Source organism: Lutibacter sp. (genome assembly GCF_013139515.1).
In the GTDB taxonomy this organism is placed as follows: domain Bacteria; phylum Bacteroidota; class Bacteroidia; order Flavobacteriales; family Flavobacteriaceae; genus Lutibacter.
In genome coordinates, this window is sequence record NZ_WTAR01000054.1 from 1 (window position 1) to 20,509 (window position 20,509).

19 protein-coding genes are annotated in these 20,509 nt (G+C 28.9%); 14 read left to right on the plus strand and 5 right to left on the minus strand.

The features are described from left to right. Positions 1–127: 127 nt before the first annotated feature. The 10 genes from rpsD to GQ540_RS05620 all read left to right on the plus strand — a co-directional run bounded on the left by rpsD (position 128) and on the right by GQ540_RS05620 (position 9,417). On the plus strand, positions 128–736 hold the full coding sequence (gene rpsD / locus GQ540_RS05575) for a 30S ribosomal protein S4 (RefSeq protein WP_291798549.1): 609 nt from the start codon (positions 128–130) through the stop codon (positions 734–736). Between the two features lie 22 nt (positions 737–758). Continuing rightward, entirely contained in the window at positions 759–1,751 is a 993-nt protein-coding gene (locus GQ540_RS05580; RefSeq protein WP_291798552.1) for a DNA-directed RNA polymerase subunit alpha, read from the plus strand. Positions 1,752–1,787: 36 nt separating this feature from the next. Continuing rightward, entirely contained in the window at positions 1,788–2,255 is a 468-nt protein-coding gene (gene rplQ, locus GQ540_RS05585; protein ID WP_291798556.1) for a 50S ribosomal protein L17, read from the plus strand. A 78-nt stretch (positions 2,256–2,333) separates the two neighbouring features. After that, positions 2,334–3,011: a hypothetical protein gene (locus GQ540_RS05590; RefSeq protein WP_291798559.1), complete on the plus strand. Its 678-nt coding sequence runs from the start codon at positions 2,334–2,336 to the stop codon at positions 3,009–3,011. 15 nt (positions 3,012–3,026) lie between these two features. Beyond that, positions 3,027–4,133 carry a glutamine-hydrolyzing carbamoyl-phosphate synthase small subunit gene (gene carA, locus GQ540_RS05595; RefSeq protein WP_291798562.1) on the plus strand — a complete coding sequence of 369 codons (1,107 nt, stop codon included), beginning with the start codon at positions 3,027–3,029 and terminating at the stop codon, positions 4,131–4,133. A gap of 151 nt (positions 4,134–4,284) precedes the next feature. Then, on the plus strand, positions 4,285–5,571 hold the full coding sequence (eno, locus tag GQ540_RS05600; protein ID WP_291798565.1) for a phosphopyruvate hydratase: 1,287 nt from the start codon (positions 4,285–4,287) through the stop codon (positions 5,569–5,571). Positions 5,572–5,750: 179 nt separating this feature from the next. Further along, the gene (locus tag GQ540_RS05605; RefSeq protein WP_291798568.1) at positions 5,751–7,037 is read left to right on the plus strand and encodes a citrate synthase; all 1,287 of its coding nucleotides are present in this window, start codon (positions 5,751–5,753) and stop codon (positions 7,035–7,037) included. A gap of 78 nt (positions 7,038–7,115) precedes the next feature. Then, positions 7,116–8,030, plus strand: a complete 915-nt coding sequence (locus GQ540_RS05610) for a dimethylarginine dimethylaminohydrolase family protein (protein ID WP_291798571.1) — start codon at positions 7,116–7,118, stop codon at positions 8,028–8,030. A gap of 3 nt (positions 8,031–8,033) precedes the next feature. Continuing rightward, positions 8,034–8,972 (plus strand): citrulline utilization hydrolase CtlX, encoded by a 939-nt coding sequence (ctlX, locus tag GQ540_RS05615; protein ID WP_291798574.1) that lies wholly within the window; start codon positions 8,034–8,036, stop codon positions 8,970–8,972. Positions 8,973–9,000: 28 nt separating this feature from the next. Continuing rightward, positions 9,001–9,417 (plus strand): Rrf2 family transcriptional regulator, encoded by a 417-nt coding sequence (locus GQ540_RS05620; RefSeq protein ID WP_291798577.1) that lies wholly within the window; start codon positions 9,001–9,003, stop codon positions 9,415–9,417. Positions 9,418–9,473: 56 nt separating this feature from the next. Here GQ540_RS05620 and GQ540_RS05625 read toward each other — a convergent pair whose 3' ends face one another. The 5 genes from GQ540_RS05625 to GQ540_RS05645 all read right to left on the minus strand — a co-directional run bounded on the left by GQ540_RS05625 (position 9,474) and on the right by GQ540_RS05645 (position 14,749). Continuing rightward, positions 9,474–11,273, minus strand: coding sequence for a hypothetical protein (locus tag GQ540_RS05625; RefSeq protein ID WP_291798580.1), 1,800 nt, complete (start codon positions 11,271–11,273; stop codon positions 9,474–9,476). Positions 11,274–11,454: 181 nt separating this feature from the next. Continuing rightward, positions 11,455–12,177, minus strand: coding sequence for a head GIN domain-containing protein (locus GQ540_RS05630; RefSeq protein ID WP_291798583.1), 723 nt, complete (start codon positions 12,175–12,177; stop codon positions 11,455–11,457). 93 nt (positions 12,178–12,270) lie between these two features. Further along, positions 12,271–14,007, minus strand: coding sequence for a PspC domain-containing protein (locus GQ540_RS05635; RefSeq protein WP_291798585.1), 1,737 nt, complete (start codon positions 14,005–14,007; stop codon positions 12,271–12,273). Further along, on the minus strand, positions 14,004–14,345 hold the full coding sequence (locus tag GQ540_RS05640) for a PadR family transcriptional regulator (protein WP_291798588.1): 342 nt from the start codon (positions 14,343–14,345) through the stop codon (positions 14,004–14,006). The genes GQ540_RS05635 and GQ540_RS05640 overlap by 4 nt, the downstream gene beginning before the upstream one ends. A 32-nt stretch (positions 14,346–14,377) precedes the next feature. Beyond that, positions 14,378–14,749 carry a DUF4870 domain-containing protein gene (locus tag GQ540_RS05645; protein WP_291798591.1) on the minus strand — a complete coding sequence of 124 codons (372 nt, stop codon included), beginning with the start codon at positions 14,747–14,749 and terminating at the stop codon, positions 14,378–14,380. Between the two features lie 215 nt (positions 14,750–14,964). Between GQ540_RS05645 and GQ540_RS05650 the strand changes: the two genes are divergently transcribed. The 4 genes from GQ540_RS05650 to GQ540_RS05665 are packed head-to-tail and all read left to right on the plus strand — an operon-like array spanning position 14,965 to position 20,452. Next, positions 14,965–18,000 carry a PAS domain S-box protein gene (locus GQ540_RS05650; protein WP_291798594.1) on the plus strand — a complete coding sequence of 1,012 codons (3,036 nt, stop codon included), beginning with the start codon at positions 14,965–14,967 and terminating at the stop codon, positions 17,998–18,000. 10 nt (positions 18,001–18,010) lie between these two features. Then, positions 18,011–19,114 carry a hybrid sensor histidine kinase/response regulator gene (locus GQ540_RS05655; protein WP_291798597.1) on the plus strand — a complete coding sequence of 368 codons (1,104 nt, stop codon included), beginning with the start codon at positions 18,011–18,013 and terminating at the stop codon, positions 19,112–19,114. A gap of 60 nt (positions 19,115–19,174) precedes the next feature. Beyond that, positions 19,175–19,627 (plus strand): DUF4442 domain-containing protein, encoded by a 453-nt coding sequence (locus tag GQ540_RS05660; RefSeq protein WP_291798599.1) that lies wholly within the window; start codon positions 19,175–19,177, stop codon positions 19,625–19,627. Between the two features lie 24 nt (positions 19,628–19,651). Then, positions 19,652–20,452 carry a TIGR00266 family protein gene (locus tag GQ540_RS05665; protein ID WP_291798601.1) on the plus strand — a complete coding sequence of 267 codons (801 nt, stop codon included), beginning with the start codon at positions 19,652–19,654 and terminating at the stop codon, positions 20,450–20,452. The last annotated feature ends 57 nt before the right edge of the window (positions 20,453–20,509 follow it).

Below are 20,509 nucleotides of genomic sequence, written 5' to 3' on the forward strand. Positions count from 1 at the left end.
GCACCACATAACGGATGTAGACCTCCAAAAAGAAGAAGAGTATAATTAAATTAATTTTTAACAGATAGGATTTAGATTATCGAAGGATTAGCCTTAATTCATAGTCCCTATCACATAAATATAAAAAATGGCAAGATATACAGGACCAAAAACTAAAATTGCTCGTAAATTTGGTGAAGCAATATTTGGAGAAGATAAATCTTTTGAAAAAAGAAATTATCCTCCAGGACAACACGGAAACAACAGACGTAGAGGGAAAAAATCTGAATACGCAATGCAGTTGTCTGAAAAGCAAAAAGCTAAATATACGTATGGTATTTTAGAAAAACAATTTTCAAATTTATTTAAAAAAGCCTCTGCATCTACAGGTGTAACAGGTGAAATTTTATTACAACTTTGTGAATCTCGTTTAGATAATGTTGTTTATAGATTAGGAGTTGCTCCAAGTCGTAGTGCAGCACGTCAATTAGTATCTCACCGTCATATAACTGTTAATGGCGAGTTAGTAAATATTCCTTCATATTCTTTAAATGCTGGTGATCTAGTTGCTGTAAGAGAAAAATCAAAATCATTAATAATAATTGATGACTCTTTAGCAAGCAGAAAAAACGATATTTATGAATGGCTTACTTGGAATTCAGAAACAAAACAAGGTAATTTTGTAAGCGTTCCTGAAAGAATGCAAATTCCAGAAAATATTAAGGAACAATTAATAGTAGAGTTATACTCTAAATAATTTTAAAGATACCAATTCAATTATGGCAATTTTAAATTTTCAAAAGCCCGATAAAGTAATTATGATTGATTCTACCGATTTTAATGGTAGATTTGAATTTAGACCGTTAGAACCAGGTTTTGGTTTAACAGTAGGAAATGCTTTAAGAAGAGTGCTTTTATCTTCATTAGAAGGTTTTGCAATAACATCACTTCGTATTGAAGGTATTGAACACGAATTTTCAACTGTAAAAGGTATTGTTGAAGACGTAACTGAAATTATTTTGAACTTAAAACAAGTACGTTTTAAGAAACAAATTGAAGATTCAGATAGAGAAACTGTTAATATTTCAATTTCTAATCAAGAGCAATTAACTGCAGGAGATTTACAGAAATATATTTCAGGTTTTCAGGTTTTAAACCACGACTTAGTTATTTGTAATATGGAAAAATCTGTAAAATTAGATTTTGAAATTTCTATAGAAAAAGGAAGAGGTTTTGTACCAGCAGAAGAGAATAAAAAATCTGGAGTAGCACTTGGAACAATTTTCACAGACTCAATTTTTACACCAATTAAAAATGTAAAATATGGCGTTGAAAATTTCCGTGTAGAGCAAAAAACTGATTACGAAAAATTAGTTTTTGATATTGCTACTGATGGTTCAATTGCACCTAAAGATGCTTTAACTGAAGCTGCTAAAATATTAATCCATCACTTTATGTTATTCTCTGATGAGCGTATTACATTAGAAGCTGATGAGATTGCACAAACTGAAACATATGATGAAGAATCATTACATATGCGTCAGTTACTAAAAACAAAATTAGTTGATATGGATTTATCTGTAAGAGCACTAAATTGTTTAAAAGCTGCAGAAGTTGATACATTAGGAGACTTAGTATCATTTAATAAAAATGACTTAATGAAGTTCCGTAACTTTGGAAAAAAATCTTTAACTGAATTAGATGAATTAGTTCATAATAAAGGTTTAAACTTTGGTATGGATTTAAGTAAATATAAATTAGATAAAGATTAAGTTAAAACTTCGGTTTTAATTAAGACAATATAAGAGATGAGACACGGAAAGAAATTTAATCACTTAGGAAGACAAACAGCGCATAGAAAAGCAATGTTTGCTAATATGGCTTGTTCATTAATTGAGCACAAGCGTATTAATACAACAGTTGCAAAAGCAAAAGCTATACGTCAATTTGTTGAGCCATTAATTACAAAGTCTAAAAATGATACTACACATAACCGTAGAGTTGTATTTAGTTACTTAAGAAATAAATATGCAGTTACTGAATTGTTTAAAGAAGTTTCAGTAAAAGTTGCAGATAGACCTGGAGGATACGTTCGTATTATTAAATTAGGGAACCGTCAAGGAGATAATGCTCCTATGGCAATGGTTGAACTAGTTGATTACAATACAACCTACAATCCAAACGGCGCTAAGAAAAAGAAAACTACCCGTAGAGGTAAAACAAAAAAAGTAGAAGAAGTTGTTGAAATTACTGAAGAAAGTAAAGAAACAAATTAATGAAAACTTTTTAACGATACAAAATGGGATAAGCTTTTTTAAAGTTTATCCCATTTGTGCATATAAAAAGATATAACTATGAAAAATATTTTTAAAATTGTATTGTTTTTCTTTTTGGTCATTAATAATTCTTATGGACAAAGAATAACTATTAAGCGAATTGAAAGTAGATTAATAACTAATGAAGGAGTTGAGTTTATAGGAAGTTTAAAGGATAAAAATAATGATCTTTATACGTTTACTAATTGGAATAATAGTGGGGTCTTATTTTTAGATAATAAAATATATAAACTTTCAAATATAAATTTTAATATAACAACTAATTCTTTTGATAGTAGAATTACAAGAGATAAATTATTTTCTTTTAAAACATCTGAAATAGATTCTGTATCAATAAATAATTTAATATTTAAAAATATTGGCAATTCTTTTTATGAAGTGTTATTTGAAACAGGAAATAAATTATTTTTAAAAAAATATGATATTAAATTTCAACAAGGTATCGATAACCGTTTAGGAGGTCGTACTCTTGGTAAAACAAAGTCACTAGTTTCGCATAATTACTTAATAAAATCGGGTGAGATTTTTAAAAAAGTAGAGCTTGATAAAAATAGTATTTTAGATTTAATAAATGACGAAATTGATAAAAATCAATTAAAGAGCTTTGTTAAAAAGGAAAATTTATCTTATAAAAAGGTAAATGATGTAGTTAAAATATTTAAATACATATTTGAAAATTCAAGTAATATTATATAATTTTTGATACAGAAAATGAAGTACACACAACGTAAAAAAGCAATTTTGCTTTTAGCAGACGGAACAGTTTTTGAAGGTAAGTCAATTGGAAGAGATGGTACATCTTTTGGTGAAATTTGTTACAATACAGGTATGACAGGTTACCAAGAGATTTTTACCGACCCTTCTTATTTTGGACAATTAATGTTAGCTACCAATGCACATATTGGTAATTATGGTGTAAATAATGATGAAGTTGAATCAGATTCAATTAAAATTGCAGGGTTGGTTTGTAAAAATTTTAGTTTTAATTACTCGAGAGAAGATGCAGATGACTCATTAGAAAATTATTTTGAAAAGGAGAACTTAATGGCAATTTCAGACGTAGACACCAGAGCAGTTGTACGTTATATAAGAGATAAAGGAGCTATGAACGCCGTAATTTCTACCGAAACCAATATTGAGGTTTTAAAAGAACAATTAAAATCTGTTCCAGATATGAACGGTTTGGAGTTAGCCTCTAAAGTTTCTACTAAAGAACCTTATTTTTTTGGAGACGAAAATGCTCCAATTAAAATTTCAGCCTTAGATATTGGTATAAAAAAGAATATTTTAAAAAATTTAGCCAACCGTGGTTGCTATATTAAAGTATTTCCTTTTAATGCTACTTTTGAAGAAATGAATGCTTTTAATCCTGATGGATTTTTCTTATCAAATGGTCCTGGTGATCCAGAACCTTTAAAAGAAGCACAAGAATTAGCAAGAGAAATAATAAAGCGTGATTTACCTTTATTTGGAATTTGTTTAGGACATCAAGTAATTGCGCTTGCAAATGGTATTTCTACTTTTAAAATGCATAATGGACATAGAGGTATTAACCATCCTGTAAAAAATGTACTTACTGGAAAAGGAGAGGTTACTTCACAAAATCATGGATTTGTTGTAAAGAGAGTAGATGTTGAAACCCATAAGGATTTTGAAGTAACTCATATTCATTTAAATGATGAAACATTAGCAGGAATGAGAATGAAAAATAAAAATTGTTTTTCAGTTCAATACCATCCAGAAGCAAGTCCTGGGCCACATGATTCATCTTACTTATTTGATCAATTTATTGAAAATATTAAAACATCAAAAAAATAAAAACTAAAAGCCATTAACATTGTTATTAATGGCTTTTTTTATCATAATTAAAACGAAAACGTTATCGTATAAAAGGGGTGAAATCAAATACCATTTAGCCTTAAATTTGTAACTTTGAAGTAATAAAAATAACCATAAAAACAAGAAGAATATGAGTATGATTATAAGTGTTCATGCACGTCAAATATTTGATTCAAGAGGAAATCCAACTGTAGAAGTTGATGTAGTAACTGAAAACGGAGTTTTAGGTAGAGCAGCAGTTCCATCAGGAGCTTCAACAGGAGAACACGAAGCAATGGAACTACGTGATGGAGGAAAAGATTACATGGGAAAAGGAGTTTTAACAGCTGTAAAAAATGTAAATGAAATTATTGCTGAAGAACTTTTAGGAACTTCAGTTTTTGAACAAAATTTAATTGATCAATTGATGATTGATTTAGATGGAACAAAAAATAAATCTAAATTAGGCGCAAATGCTATTTTAGGTGTTTCATTAGCCGCAGCGAAAGCAGCAGCAAATGAGTTAGAAATTCCATTATATCGTTATGTTGGAGGTGTTAGTGCTAATACGCTACCTGTACCAATGATGAATATTATTAATGGAGGCTCACATTCAGATGCTCCAATTGCGTTTCAAGAATTTATGATTATGCCTGTAAAAGCAACTAATTTTACAGAAGCTATAAAAATGGGTAGTGAAATATTTCACAATCTTAAAAAATTAATTCACGATAGAGGCTTAAGTACTGCAGTAGGTGATGAAGGTGGATTTGCTCCAACTTTTGACGGAACTGAAGATGCTATAGAAACTGTGTTAAAAGCAATTGAAAACGCAGGATACAAACCAGGAGATGAAGTAATGTTAGCATTAGATTGTGCAGCTGCTGAATTTTATGTGAATGGAAAGTACGATTACACTAAATTTGAAGGTGATAAAGGAGTTATTAGAACTTCTGAAGAACAAGCTGACTATTTAGCTGAATTATCTGCAAAATACCCTATTATTTCAATTGAAGATGGTATGGATGAAAACGACTGGGATGGTTGGAAATATTTAACAGAAAAAATTGGAGATAAAGTTCAATTAGTTGGTGATGATTTATTTGTTACTAATGTTGAAAGACTTTCAAGAGGTATTGAAAACAATATTGCGAATTCAATTTTAATTAAAGTTAATCAAATAGGTACTTTAACTGAAACTATTGCAGCAGTAAATATGGCTCATAATGCAGGATTTACATCTGTAATGTCTCACCGTTCAGGAGAAACTGAAGATACTACAATTGCTGATTTAGCTGTAGCCTTAAACACAGGCCAAATTAAAACAGGATCTGCATCTCGTTCAGATAGAATGGCAAAATATAATCAATTATTAAGAATTGAAGAAGAGTTAGGTAGTGTTGCATATTACCCTCAAAATAACGCATTCAAAATTTAATAAAACAAATATTATATTATTATAAAAAAAAGCTGGAATTTATTCCAGCTTTTTATGTTTGTAACAATATATACATGGAGCATAAATCAATAAGGTAATTTCTTTCAAAATACTTTAAAATTCATTAAATTCGTTATTCAAAAACAATATATTATTAATTTAAATTATATAGAAAAGCGATGCCAAATAAAGCGATTTTAGAAATAGATGGTAAAAAGTATGAATTTCCTGTACTGATAGGAACCGAAAACGAAGTTGCCATAGATATTAGCTCACTTAGAGGAGCTACAAAAGGTGTTATAACTTTAGATCCAGGTTTTAAAAATACTGGCTCATGTGAAAGTAAAATCACTTTTTTAGATGGTGAAAAAGGAATTTTACGTCATAGAGGCTATGCTATTGAAGAATTAACTAAAAAGGCTAGCTTTTTAGAAGTTGCTTATTTAGTAATATTTGGAGAATTACCTACGAAGGCTGAATTCAATAAATTTGAAGACGATATTAAGTCACATTCAATGGTAAATGAAGAAGTGAAAAACATTATTGATGGTTTTCCAAAAATAGCACACCCAATGGGAGTGTTATCGTCATTAACAAGTGCTTTAACTGCATTTAACCCAGGTACAGTAAATGTTAACTCTAAAGAAGATATGTACCAAGCTATTGTACGGTTATTGGCAAAATTTCCAGTTTTAGCTTCTTGGGCGCATAGAATAAATAAAGGTTTACCGTTAAACTATTCAGATAATTCATTAGATTATATTTCAAACATTATGCAAATGATGTTTAAAATACCTACTGAAGAGTTTAAATTAAACCCAATTGCTGTAAGAGCATTAGATGAACTTTTAATATTACACGAAGATCACGAGCAAAATTGTTCTACTTCAACTGTACGTATTGCTGGATCATCAGCAGCAGGTTTATTTGCTTCAATTTCTGCAGGTGTATCTGCTCTTTGGGGGCCATTGCATGGAGGTGCAAACCAAGCTGTGTTAGAAATGCTTGAGGAAATTCAAAAAGATGGAGGAGATGTAGATAAGTTTATAAATAAAGCAAAAGATAAAAATGATCCATTCCGTTTAATGGGATTTGGGCACAGAGTATATAAAAACTTCGATCCAAGAGCTCGTATTATTAAAAAAGCGGCTGATGAATTATTCCAAGATTTAAATTTAAATGACCCAATTTTAGATATAGCTAAACATTTAGAGGAAGTAGCCTTAAAAGATGAGTACTTTGCAGAACGTAAGTTATATCCTAATGTAGATTTTTATTCAGGAATTATTTATAGAGCTTTAGGAGTGCCTGTTGAAATGTTTACGGTAATGTTTGCAATTGGACGTTTACCAGGTTGGATTGCTCAGTGGAAAGAAATGCGTGAGAATGGAGAGCCAATTGGTCGTCCACGTCAATTATATACTGGTGAAACATTACGTACATTCAAATCCTTTGAAGAAAGATAATATTCAATTTTAAATAATTGCTAAAACCTCGTATTAATTTATGGGGTTTTTTTATTTTTACATCAAAATTTTAGAGATATGATAAAATTGAATGTTCAAGATGAGACATCTCGTCTTAGAGCTGTTGTTTTAGGAACCGCAAAAGGTAATGGTCCTACACCTAAAATTGAAGATGCTTATGATCCAAAATCAAAAGAGCATATAAAAGCAGGTACATATCCATTAGAAAAGAACATGGTTGTTGAAATGGAAGCGCTAAATAAAGTGTTTGAAAAGTATGATGTAAAGGTTTATAGACCAAATGTAATTAATGATTATAATCAAATATTTTCAAGGGACATTGCTTTTGTTATTGAAGATAAATTAATTAAATCTAATATTTTACCTGATAGAGAAAAGGAAATAGAGGCTATACAATATGTTTTAAATGAAATTGATTCAGTTAATATTATAGAAACTACCAACGATATTCATTTTGAAGGTGGTGATGTTATGTTATGGAAAAATCATATTTTTATAGGAACTTATAAAGGTATTGATTACGAGCAGTTTATTACAGCTCGTACCAATATGAAAGGTGTAAATTTTATTAAAGAATTATTTCCAACCAAAATTGTAAAAGAATTTGATTTAGTAAAATCTAACACCAATGCTAAAGAAAATGCGTTACATTTAGATTGTTGCTTTCAGCCAGTGGGTAATAACAACGCAATTATTCATAAAGAAGGATTTAAGAATGAAGAGGATTACAATTATTTAGTAAATTTATTTGGAAAAGAAAACTTATTTCATATTACAAAAGATGAGATGTATCAAATGTTTTCAAATGTGTTTTCAATTTCAAATGAAGTTGTAGTTTCTGAACAAAATTTTACAAGATTAAATAATTGGTTAAGAGAAAACGGATTTACAGTTGAAGAAATACCATATGCAGAAATTGCTAAGCAAGAAGGTTTATTAAGATGTTCAACAATGCCTTTAATTAGAGATTAAATTATGAAGCAGATTACAAATACCATTTTAATGATTCGTCCAGTGTCTTTTCGTATGAATGAACAGACAGCAGTTAATAATTATTACCAAAAAGTATTAGATAGTTTAACACCAGAAACTATTCAATTTAAGGCATTACAAGAATTTGATATTTTTGTAGATAAATTAAAAGCAGTTGGTGTAAATGTTATTGTTATTAACGACATTAAAGAAACGGATACGCCAGATTCTATTTTTCCTAACAATTGGATTTCTTTTCACGAAAGTGGAGATGTAGGTTTATACCCAATGTTTGCTAAAAATAGAAGACTAGAAAGAAGAGATGATATTTTAGATACGCTTGAAGAATTAGGTTTTGAAATTGAAAACGTAATAGATTATACTTCTGCCGAAGAAGAAAAATTATTTTTAGAAGGTACAGGAAGTTTATTATTAGATAGAGTAAATAGTAAAGCTTACTGTGCATTATCACCACGTGCTGACGAAGATTTATTTATTGAGTTTTGTGAAGAATTTGAGTACACACCAGTTCCTTTTGTTTCTAACCAAACAGTTGATGGTAAAAGATTGCCAATTTATCATACAAACGTAATTATGTGTTTAGGTGAGCAGTTTTCAGTAATTTGTTTAGATAGTATTGATGATAAAAAAGAACGAAAAAATTTAATAAAACATTTAAAAGAAGATAAAAAAGAAATTATTGCAATTACAGAAGAGCAAGTAAATAGTTTTTCGGGTAATATGTTGCAAGTTTCAGGAGCAAATAATAAACGCTATACAGTAATGTCTAATGCCGCTTTTGAAAGTTTAACAAAACAACAAATTAACCAATTAAAAAAACACGGTGAAATTTTATATAGTTCATTAGATACTATTGAAGCTTGTGGTGGTGGAAGCGCAAGATGTATGATGGCTGAAGTTTTTTTACCTAAAACAATATAATTTAATTTGAAAATTAGTAATTTTAAAAATGCTTTCTAAAAAAACAAAATACGGACTTAAAGCACTCAGTTATCTTGCAAAGCAAGAACAAAACGTACCTGTTTTAATTTCAGATATTTCAACTTCTGAAAATATTTCCAAAAAATTTTTAGAAAGTATATTGTTAACGCTAAAAAAGAGTGGTATCCTTTCTTCTAAAAAAGGAAAAGGAGGTGGCTATTATTTGTTGAAAGAACCAGCCGAAATTAAAATTTCTACAATAATTAGATTACTTGAAGGCCCAATAGCAATGTTGCCTTGCGTAAGTTTAAATTATTACGAAAAATGTGATGATTGTATGAATGAAGAAAAGTGTAGCTTAAGTATCTTAATGGCTGAAGTACGTGATAGTACATTAAAAATATTAGAAAACAAAACACTAGCTAATTTTCATTGTGGAGATTAAATAATGTTTAAAATAATATATAAAAAAAGGTCTTTCAATTGAAAGACCTTTTTTTATTAAGCATTAACTAAAATAGGTATTTTAATAGTAAACAGCTCATTTTTCAATGTATCTAACTCACTTAAAAGTATCTCTTTGTTAACGTCAAACGATGAAAATAATTGATGATAATATTCAATACCATCAGCTAAATTAGTTTGAAAAGTATTTAAATATTTTTCATTTTTTTTGGTTAAAGAGTCTTTAAATTCATCTACTTTATTAGAAAAATAATCAACATACATAGATAATTCTTTTATAAACATATGTGGACGGTTATTGGTAGCAATTACATTTGCTTTTCCATAAATGTGATGCACCATTTCTTTTAAAGAAAGTTCTTTAGAAAAGTACGCCATATTTGGTCCTGGACAAATTGCAACACCTTGTTTTTCGCCTTTATGCTCAATATTATTATTTATTAATGCGGCATTTGATAACCCTTCACACAAACATGCTTTATCAGTAATTTGAGTTGCTTTTTTTGAATATTCATCTGAAGTTAAATTTTCAGTTTCTAATTCACTTAACTTAATAGTTTGATATTTTTTAGATGCAGTACAAATAACTTTTTCAGAATAGTCAGTATTTGAGGCTAAAAATTTCTTTGGACAAGAACTTCCAGCTTTGTTATTTACTATTCGTTCTTTCTTAAATATTTCATTGGTATTTCCTCTTAAACTATTAAAGGGAACACCCAAAGGAGAAATATTACTTAAATATAAATCTTTTTCTTTAGCCACTTTTAATGCTTCAATAGTTTGTTTATCAACCGTTGAAACCTCAGGAACTAATAAAAAAGGAGATCCCCATCCTACAGAATCAATATTGTAATTATCTAATAAAAATTCATGTTCTTCAGAAGTCCCAACACCACCTTGAGCCGTGATTTTTAATTCTAAAGGAGAGCTTGGTATGTGTTTTTCTTTATTTTCTAAAGCTCCAACTAAAATGTTGTGAACATCACTTATTAAATCATTTTTGTGATTTTTAAATTCTTCTAATATAGGCCCCATTAAATATCCATCAGAAGCGAAGGCGTGTCCACCACAGTTTAGGCCAGATTCAATTCTATACTCAGAAACCCATAATCCTTTTTTTGCAAGAAATTTTCCTTGTATTAAAGCAGATCTATAGTCACTTACTTTTAAAATAATTTTCTTTTTTTGAAAACCATTTGCATCAGGATAAAAATCACTAAATTTTTCAAAATAGCTATACAATCTAGGATTCATACCAGCAGAAAGGACTACCGATGATTCTAAATTACTATTAGCAAAACCTCTTAATGCAGCATGTGCATCATTAAATTCTGATGGTAATAATTCATTTTTACTATAATTAGGCTTATCAAGCTTAGTCATAATATTTACATCAATACTACCTGGTTTAAGGTTATTTTGAAACCAACTAGATACATCTTCTTTTAGTGTATTATTATGAACTGTTTCAACAAAATTTTGTTTTATTTCTGAAAAATCAGGAAGCATATCCATATATTTTTCAAACTCACTACTTTTTTCTTCGAAACTCTTCTTTAGCGTTTCAAACTTATGTTTTACAATAGTATCAACCGTATTAAGATATGATGTAATTCTTTTTGCTCTATAATCTTCAACTTTTGTTGAAATTGCTTTAAAAGGAATTTCAAATTTAGTTGAGTAATACTCATTCATTTTTTCAATTAAAATATCATCTACAATTGAAATAACGGATGAAATACCATATTTGGCAATCTTAATAGGACTATCTATTGTAAAAGCAAGCCCCATTACTGGTATGTGAAACGAGTGTGGGTCTATTCTTTTTTTTGTCATCTTCAATATTATATTAGTATTGTTTTTTAAATAGCCGTAAAAGTAAGCAACTTGGAATGATTTTCGGTGATGAATATCATAGTTTAACAAATTTATAATAACTGTAAGATAGTTTGTTTCATGTAAAAAGCCAATTCAAACGAGTTGAATTGGCTTAACAATTTAAATATATAAATTGGAATTAGCTTCTTGATACACTACCTCCTGATGAGGTGTCTTTATCTACATTTGTTGGTTCACCATCAAAATCTATGTCACCACCACTACTCGCATTTGCAGTTAGTTTTCCTGATACATTTACATCAATATTAGCTCCGCTACTTGCTCTAGCATAAGCATCTACAGCTTCTAATCTATCTGCATCTATAGAGCTACCACTACTAGCATTTGCTGATAATGAATTTGTTGTTCCATAAATATCTATATCTGCGCCACTTGATGTTGATGTGGTTACCTCTTCAGCATTTACATAAACTGTTATAGAGCTACCACTACTTGAGTCTAAGTCTAATGAATTTACTTGCAATGTATTTTCAGATTTAACAGAGGCTCCACTTGATGTATGTATTTTTGAAATAGCATTAGTAGTTAAATAAACATTACGTGCTTTTGCTCTATAAACATTTTTTTCAAAATAAACTTTAAGCTCATTATTTTTTACTTCTGTAACTAATAAGTCTAAAATATTTTCATCAGCTTCAACACTTAATTCTGTTGAGTTTCCTTGTGTTAAATACAAATTAATACCTTGCTGTACTTTTATTACATCAAAGTCTTTATGTATTGATCTCTCTTCAGAGACGATATTTCCGTTACCTCTTATTCCTGTCATTCCTTCAATAAAACATGACGAAGTTGTAAATAGTATTACAAGTAGTGCGGTTATTTTTGTGATTGTTTTCATAATTATATTTTTTGTGTATTCAAAAGTATTTTTAATTCTAGGAGCTACAAATTTTTAAAGTACCAACTGTTGAATTTTTATGTTGAATTGTAGTTATCGTATAATTAAACCGTTTTCATCCAATTTAATTTCAGCATCACCATCACTGTCTTTTACTTTTATTTTTAGACCATTTTTATCAATATTTAAATTGAAGTGTTTACTTGTATAATCGTTTCCAAATATACTTGGGTCACAATCTAAACACTTTAGGCCATTTTCAGTCATTTTATAGAAATGTTTTGGCATATCACGGTCGTAAATATTTTGTACATTATCTATATCATATAAAAAAGTGCGTGTTGTGCTATCTAAGTAAACTATAGAGTTTAGTGGTAAATGAATTGTAATATCAATTAATTGGTCTTTAAATTGGCTTTTTAATGCTGATAAAAAATAACCGTTTAATTCTAAATTTTTATCATTTAAATTAAATTGGTATTCAAGTGACTCTGCATCATTATTTGCAGTTAAACGATTTTTTCCTTCAGATTCTTTTCTAATTTTAATAAAAGCATTTATTTTATCTGTTGATTTAATATCAACATTAATTCTAGATGAATATAATTTTTCAATATCGTTATCATACACTTTTTCAGAATTGTAACGTCTTCTTAATTCTTTTCTAGCTGATAAATCATCATTGCCAATCATTTTTACTTTTAAAGTATCTAATGCAACAATTGGTAATTCTTCAGTTTGGTTATTTACACCATCAAATGCTGTTCTGGTTGCAAAATCTGCTCCTGCAAAACCTAATCCAAGTAAAGAAATAATCCATACTCCTAAAAATGATAGTTTTGTAGTTGTACTAAATGATTTTACATTGCTTGATAATATTTTTAAACCTAACATAAATAATATGATGAAAGGAATTCCTACAGCAAAAAAACCAAAGATAATTAATAACCAAGATGGCAACATTGAGTCTATAAATATTGATGGGTAATGTACATATTCGTCACCAACACCTAATATCTCAATTCCTCCCCAAGAAAAACCGCCAATTATAAGTGCTATTAAAGTGGTTGCAGCAACTAAGATTAAAATCCCTCCAATAAATTTTCCAAATACATTAAATATTGCAGTAAAAATTTTACCAAGAGTTTCAATTACTTCTTGTAAACCAGATTTTGCTTTGTTTTTAAGTCCAGAACTTTTTACTTTATCAGTCACATCGTTAACACCATCTTTTACTCTTGAAGTAACATCTTGAAATTCTTCTCTAATTTTACGTTCTATATTACTTATGTTAACAGATTCTCCCTTCATTTGAAGTTTTTCAGCAGTTGATTCTGCCTCAGGAATTAATATCCAAAGTAAAATATAAATAGGTATTCCAACTCCAAAACCTGCAATTACAAATACTACCCAAGCTAATCGTACCCATAAAGAATCTATACCGAAATAATGTGCCAACCCTGATGATACACCGCCTAAAAATTTGTCTTCACCATCTCTAAATAATTTTTTTGATGAACTTTTTGTTCGATATTTAGGTTGTTCATCATCAAACATTTCTTCATCAACTAAATAATCTTCAGGTTTCCCCATTATTTTAGTTATTTCGTCAATGTCGTTTTCATTAACAACTTGTCGTTCGTCTTTCACTCTTTCAGAAAGTAATTCTCCAATTCTAAGTTCAATGTCATTTATAATTTCATCGCGCCCTTGTGGATCATCACTTAAAGATCTTCTAATAGCATCTAAATAAAGTTTTAGCTTTTTATAAGCTATTTCATCAATATGAAAAAAGATGCCTCCTAAATTTATATTTATTGTCTTGTTCATTTTTTTGTTGATTTTTTGGTAGTTACTAAGTTTACTGCTTCTACAAGGTCACTCCAAGTGCCGTTTAATTCTTTTAAAAATAATTTTCCAGTTTCTGTTAATGCATAATATTTTCTAGGCGGTCCAGATGTTGATTCTTCCCATCTATAAGCAAGTAAGCCTGCATTTTTTAATCTAGTTAATAAAGGATATACTGTTCCTTCAACAACTAATAATTTAGCGTCTTTTAAGTGCGATAAAATTTCAGAGGTATAGGCATCTCCATGTTGTAATATGGAAAGTATGCAATATTCTAAAACTCCTTTTCGCATTTGAGCTTTTTTGTTTTCTATCTTCATAAGTTTATATTTAATAGTTAAAAAGCATATTGCTATTTAATAAATTCTATAGTAAATGGATATTCGTAATATTCTCCACTATTTGCTTTCATACTTGCTGTTATAATTAAAATAATTTTTAAAATTAGTGCAGGAATTATTCCAATTACAATTGCTATAATTCCTAGGCCTAAGGTAAATATGGCAATTGGTATTAATAATATTGCTAATAAAACCCCGTATAGTATTAAACTAAGTTGAAAATTTACAGCAGATTTTCCATGAATATCAATATATGTGCTTTCATTTTTTTTTGCCATCCACAACACAAGAGGCGCAATAATGTTTCCAAAAGGGAAAAACCATCCTGCAAAACCACTTAGGTGTGTTATTGAACTGTAATTTTTATCGTTTTGTGTGATCATAATTTAAAGTATATAGTAATTTCTTATGCAAATATATGGATAAAAGATAGTAGTATGCAACACATAGTACTTACATTTAACATTTATTTAACATTAAATTATTCTTTTATTTAAAGTGTTTACTTTTTAAAAAATGGTATATTTGGTATGTTTTTGTTTATGAATAGGTTGTTGTGGTTAATAAATGTATGTTTTGAATTGATAAAAATTAATGAATGGATGTTAAAAATAAATCTAAAGAAGAATTACTAATACTTCTTAAAGAGCAGGAAAAAGTTATTAGAAATATACAAATTGAGGAAAATAAATATAAAAGTTTATTTGATAATGCAATTAATGGTATTTATAAAAGTACAACTGATGGTAAGTTTGTTGAAGTAAATGCATCATTAGTAAAAATGTTAGGGTATAGCTCTAGAGAAGAGTTATTGGCTATTGATATTAAATCACAACTTTATTTTAATGTAGAAGATCGTCAAAATGTAATTAATGATCAACTTTCTAATTATATAAACATGTACCACGTAAGAAAAAAGGATGGTACGTCTATTTGGGTTGAAGATTATGTTAAAAGTATAAAAGATGCTAGTGGTAAATTATTGCATTATGAAGGAGTTATAAAAGATGTATCTGAAAGAAAAAAATCCAAAACTTTATTAAAAATTGCTGAAGAAGGACATAAAACTCGAAATTTAAAAGAGTTTAATAAATTTATTAAAAAGGAATTAGGTGTTTTAATTGATACAACAAATTTTTACATCGCTTTTTTAAACGAAGAAAAGCAAACGTTAAGCATTCCGTTTATTGCAGGTGAAGAAAGTGAGGAGGAATTTCCTATAGGGAAATCTATGACTGGTTATTTAATAAAAAACAAAATACCTTTATTAATAAAGTCAGAAGAGTACAAAAAGTTAATTGATACTAATGAAATTGAATTAATTGGTACTTTTCCAAAAGTTTGGTTGGGTGTTCCATTACGTGTAAATAATAAAATAATTGGTGCAATTGTAGTGCAAAATTATCATGATGAAAGTGCCTACCAACAAGCAGATATTGGATTGTTAGAATTTGTAGCTTCACATATTAGTATTGCAATACAGCAAAATAAGGAAAAAGAAGAATTGCAAAAACTCTCCATGGCTGTAGAGCAAAGTGCTAATACCATTGTTATTACTAATGTTAATGGAGAAATTGAATATGTAAATCCAAAATTTACAGAAACATCTGGGTATACATTTATTGAAGCTCTTGGTAAAAATCCTCGTATTCTTAATTCAGGTAATCAACCAAAAGAAGTTTATGCTGATATGTGGAAAACTATTTCTAATGGTGATGAGTGGTCTGGGGAGTTTCAAAATAGATCAAAAAAAGGAAAACTTTATTGGGAACGAGTTGTAATAACGCCTGTGAAAAACGATGATGGGAAAGTTATAAGTTATTTGGCAATTAAAGAAGATATTACCAAGCAAAAAGAAATTGAACACGAAGTTATTGTTTCTAAACAAGTATTAAGAAATGTATTAGATAATATACCAATAAAAGTTTTTTGGAAAGATAGAAATTCAAATTTTTTAGGATGTAATGCTTCTTCGCTTGAAGAAATGAATATTGAAAATGAAGAGAATGTAATTGGGAAATCTGATTTTGATTTTCACGAAAAAGAGGATGCTAAAAAGTATAAAGCCGATGAGAATTCAATAATGTTAAGTGGTAAACCACAACTAAATTATACTGAAACTCAGATAAGAAATGGTAAAACATATACATATGTTACAAGTAAGTTACCTTTTTTTGATGAAGAAAACAATGTAATTGGACTTGTAGGTACTTCAGAAGATATTACAATTCAAAAAGAAATTGAAGAACATCTTAAAATTGCAATTGAAGAATCTACCGCAGCAAATCTTTCAAAGTCTATTTTCTTGGCAAATATGAGTCATGAAATTAGAACTCCAATGAACGCAATTTTAGGGTATTCACAATTGTTACAAGAAGATGATAATTTAACGAAGATTCAACATGAAAATATAAATATTATTAATAGAAGCGGTGAGCATTTATTATCACTAATTAATGATATTTTAGATATGTCTAAAATTGAAGCTGGTAGAGTAATTCTAAAATTAACCGATTTTAATTTCTATGAATTAATAAAAGAAGTAGAACAATTATTTAAGCTAAAGGCTAGAGAAAAAAATATTGAGTTGTCATTAACAGTTGATCATAATATTCCAAAAATTATAAATGCTGATGAGTCAAAAATTAAACAAATAATGATTAATTTAATTGGTAACGCATTAAAATTTACAGCTGGTGGTTTTGTTCGAATTCATGTAGTGAATACTGAAAATAATACACTATTATTTAAAGTGAAAGATTCTGGAAAAGGAATAATGAAAGATGAACATGAAACTGTATTTAAGCCTTTTGAACAAGCTCAAAAGGGAGCTCACACTGAAGGAGGTACAGGTTTAGGATTGGCAATAAGTAAAAAATTATCAAATTTAATGCAAGGAGATATTTTTGTTGATAGTGAATTAGGAAAAGGTTCTGAGTTTTCATTTACATTTAAATATAATAAAAGTGAAGGAAGTTTATTAAAGGAACATTTAGCGGTTTTAAAAGTTGAAACTTTAAGCCCTGAAATGAAAGGGATGAAATTAGCTATAGTTGATGATAGATTTGAAAACAGAGATATTTTGTATAAAAAATTAAATCCATTAGGGTTTGATATTCGTATGGCTGAGAACGGACAAGAAGCAGTTGAAATATACAAACAGTGGAAACCTGATATTTTTTTAATGGATGTTGTAATGCCCGTTTTAAATGGTGTTGAAGCAACCAGACAAATTTTAGAATTGGCAGGAGACCATAAAGTAAAAATATTTGTTGTAAGCGCTAGTGCATTAGAGTCTGAACAAAAAGAAATTATGGAAATTGGAGCAACTAGTTTTATAAAAAAGCCAGTGAAATTTGATGAGTTATTAGCCGAAATGCATGAAAAGGCAGGTATTAAGTTTTTATATAAAAGCAAAGAGAAAGAGAACAATAAAAAGGCTGAAGGAGAACCATCAGATGTACCTGATGAAGTTAAAATTAAATTATTAAATGCTGCTGAAGAAGGTGACTTTATGTTGTTACAAGAACTTTTAAATGATTTGGAAATAAATACAGGTAAAACATTTAATACTATTGATGAAAATATTAATGATATGGAATTTGAATCCATTGTAAATTGGTTGAACTCTTAAAATAACGAGTATGGAAGAATTGAACGACACAATTTTAGTAGTTGACGATAACCCAAACAATTTAAAAGTAGTTGCAGGAGTATTAAAAGACAAAGGTTATAATTTTAGAGTAGCAAAAAGCGGAAAATTAGCCTTGTCTATTTTAGAAAAAACAACACCCGATTTAATTTTGTTAGACATACAAATGCCTGAAATGGATGGTTTTGAAACTTGTAAAAGAATTAAAGCCATTGAAGCCAATGCTAAAATTCCAATTATTTATTTAACAGCAAATACTGATTCTGAAAGTATAAAAAAAGCGTTCAACTCAGGAGGTGTTGATTATGTAACTAAACCTTTTAATGCTGATGAACTTTTAGCACGTATAAAAACACATATAAAATTAAAAAATCAAACAGAAGAATTAACCATTCAAAATGTTACAAAAGATAAGTTTTTTTCAATAATATCACATGATTTAATAAACCCATTGTCAGGTGTTATTGGTTTTTCTGAATTACTAATTGAAGATTTAAAAGAAGAAGAATATACAAATTTAGAAAAGTATACAAATGTTATTTATAAATCGGGAAAATTTACGCTTGATTTACTTCAAAACTTACTTGAATGGTCTCGAATGCAGGTTGGTAGTATTAAATCTGTTAAAAATAATTTTAATCTAAGTAATTTATTAAAAAATAATATTGAAGGGATTTCAGCAAAATCATCAGCAAAAGAAATTACAATTATTGCTAATTTCCCTGAAATATTACCTGTGTTTGCCGATGAAAAAATGGTTTCAACTGTTATAAGAAATTTATTAACAAATGCTTTGAAGTTCACATCCAATAAAGGAGAAATAATAGTGATTTCAGAAGAGAAAACCATCAATAACAAACAAGTGGTTGAAACAATTATAAAAGATACTGGTGTTGGTATTTCAGAAGATAACAGGTTAAAATTGTTTAAAATAGAAACAAACTATAAGTCGTTAGGAACAAATAATGAAAAAGGTACAGGTTTGGGTTTAATACTTTGTAAAGAGTTTATAAATCAAAATAATGGAACTATAAAAGTTGAAAGCGAAGAAGGTGTTGGAAGCAGTTTTATTTTTACGTTAGATACTACTAAATAAACAGCCAAAATAAATAGAAAATTGTTCACTTTTTTTTATCTTGACCTCAAAATATTTTATATGGAGGTTACTGTAAAAAAAATGAAACGCTTTTTAATGTTTAAATTACCATCAGCATATTTATGCGGTGTTAAGCTTAAAGAAATTGATAATTCTAAAGCTGTGGTAACAGTTAAGCATAAATGGATAAATCAAAATCCTTTTAATTCAATGTACTTTGCTGTACAATCTATGGCAGCAGAATTAACTACAGGAGCAATTGTAATCAAAAAAATTACTGAAAGCGGAAAGAAAATCTCCATGTTAGTAACCAACCATAATGGAGCTTTCACAAAAAAAGCTGTTGGTTTAATTACTTTTACATGTAACGATGGTAATTTAATTGATGAAGCTTTAAAAAGAACTATTAAAACAGGTGAAGGACAAACAATTACAATGAAATCTGTTGGTGTAAATGAAAATGGAGATCAGGTGTCAGTATATGAATTTGAATGGAGTATTAAATTGAAATAAAAAAAATAATTAAAAATTGGGACTATGAATGCACATGAAATTGAATACCAAATACATGGTAAGGAAATGCAATTTGTTGAAATTGAATTGGATCCACAAGAAGGTGTAGTTGCAGAATCGGGAAGTTTTATGATGATGAATGATGGTATTGCTATGGAAACTATTTTTGGAGATGGATCAAATCAAGATGAAGGGATTTTAGGGAAGCTTTTCTCAGCAGGAAAACGCTTGTTAACTGGTGAAAGTTTGTTTATGACCGTTTTTTCTAATGTAGGTAGCGGTAAAAAACATGTTTCTTTTGCAGCTCCATACCCTGGGCAAATTTTTCCAATTGATTTAAGTGAAATGAACGGTAAGTTTGTGTGTCAAAAAGATGCTTTTTTATGTGCCGCAAAAGGGGTTTCAGTTGGTATAGAGTTTTCAAAAAAACTGGGTAGAGGTTTATTTGGTGGAGAAGGTTTTATAATGCAAAAATTAGAAGGCGACGGAATGGCTTTTGTTCACGCTGGCGGAAATATGTCTAAAAAAGTATTACAGGCAGGAGAAGTATTAAAAGTAGATACTGGTTGTGTTGTGGGCTTTACAAAAGATGTAAATTATGATGTTGAGTTTGTTGGCGGCATAAAAAATACTGTTTTTGGTGGTGAAGGCTTATTTTTTGCTACCTTAAAAGGACCAGGAACTGTTTATGTGCAATCGCTGCCATTTAGTAGGTTGGCTGGTAGAGTTTTGGCTTTAGCACCAAAAACAGGAAATAAAACAAGAGGAGAAGGTAGTTTGTTGGGTGGTATAGGTGATTTATTGGATGGAGATAATAGAATATAAGTAGCTAGTTGTAATTAGGAAAGAGTAAAAAGATACTAATAATTCACAATTAATTAA

Excerpts from the sequence above, each read along its gene's own strand:
- GQ540_RS05660 (WP_291798599.1), top strand. The coding sequence starts at position 19,175 with ATGGAGGTTACTGTAAAAAAAATGAAACGCTTTTTAATGTTTAAATTA.
- rpsD (WP_291798549.1), top strand. The coding sequence starts at position 128 with ATGGCAAGATATACAGGACCAAAAACTAAAATTGCTCGTAAATTTGGT.
- GQ540_RS05665 (WP_291798601.1), top strand. The coding sequence starts at position 19,652 with ATGAATGCACATGAAATTGAATACCAAATACATGGTAAGGAAATGCAA.
- GQ540_RS05590 (WP_291798559.1), top strand. The coding sequence starts at position 2,334 with ATGAAAAATATTTTTAAAATTGTATTGTTTTTCTTTTTGGTCATTAAT.
- rplQ (WP_291798556.1), top strand. The coding sequence starts at position 1,788 with ATGAGACACGGAAAGAAATTTAATCACTTAGGAAGACAAACAGCGCAT.
- GQ540_RS05650 (WP_291798594.1), top strand. The coding sequence starts at position 14,965 with ATGGATGTTAAAAATAAATCTAAAGAAGAATTACTAATACTTCTTAAA.
- GQ540_RS05630 (WP_291798583.1), bottom strand. The coding sequence starts at position 12,177 with ATGAAAACAATCACAAAAATAACCGCACTACTTGTAATACTATTTACA.
- GQ540_RS05580 (WP_291798552.1), top strand. The coding sequence starts at position 759 with ATGGCAATTTTAAATTTTCAAAAGCCCGATAAAGTAATTATGATTGAT.
- GQ540_RS05640 (WP_291798588.1), bottom strand. The coding sequence starts at position 14,345 with ATGAAGATAGAAAACAAAAAAGCTCAAATGCGAAAAGGAGTTTTAGAA.
- GQ540_RS05625 (WP_291798580.1), bottom strand. The coding sequence starts at position 11,273 with ATGACAAAAAAAAGAATAGACCCACACTCGTTTCACATACCAGTAATG.
- GQ540_RS05645 (WP_291798591.1), bottom strand. The coding sequence starts at position 14,749 with ATGATCACACAAAACGATAAAAATTACAGTTCAATAACACACCTAAGT.
- GQ540_RS05620 (WP_291798577.1), top strand. The coding sequence starts at position 9,001 with ATGCTTTCTAAAAAAACAAAATACGGACTTAAAGCACTCAGTTATCTT.
- carA (WP_291798562.1), top strand. The coding sequence starts at position 3,027 with ATGAAGTACACACAACGTAAAAAAGCAATTTTGCTTTTAGCAGACGGA.
- GQ540_RS05605 (WP_291798568.1), top strand. The coding sequence starts at position 5,751 with ATGCCAAATAAAGCGATTTTAGAAATAGATGGTAAAAAGTATGAATTT.
- GQ540_RS05635 (WP_291798585.1), bottom strand. The coding sequence starts at position 14,007 with ATGAACAAGACAATAAATATAAATTTAGGAGGCATCTTTTTTCATATT.
- GQ540_RS05655 (WP_291798597.1), top strand. The coding sequence starts at position 18,011 with ATGGAAGAATTGAACGACACAATTTTAGTAGTTGACGATAACCCAAAC.
- eno (WP_291798565.1), top strand. The coding sequence starts at position 4,285 with ATGAGTATGATTATAAGTGTTCATGCACGTCAAATATTTGATTCAAGA.
- ctlX (WP_291798574.1), top strand. The coding sequence starts at position 8,034 with ATGAAGCAGATTACAAATACCATTTTAATGATTCGTCCAGTGTCTTTT.
- GQ540_RS05610 (WP_291798571.1), top strand. The coding sequence starts at position 7,116 with ATGATAAAATTGAATGTTCAAGATGAGACATCTCGTCTTAGAGCTGTT.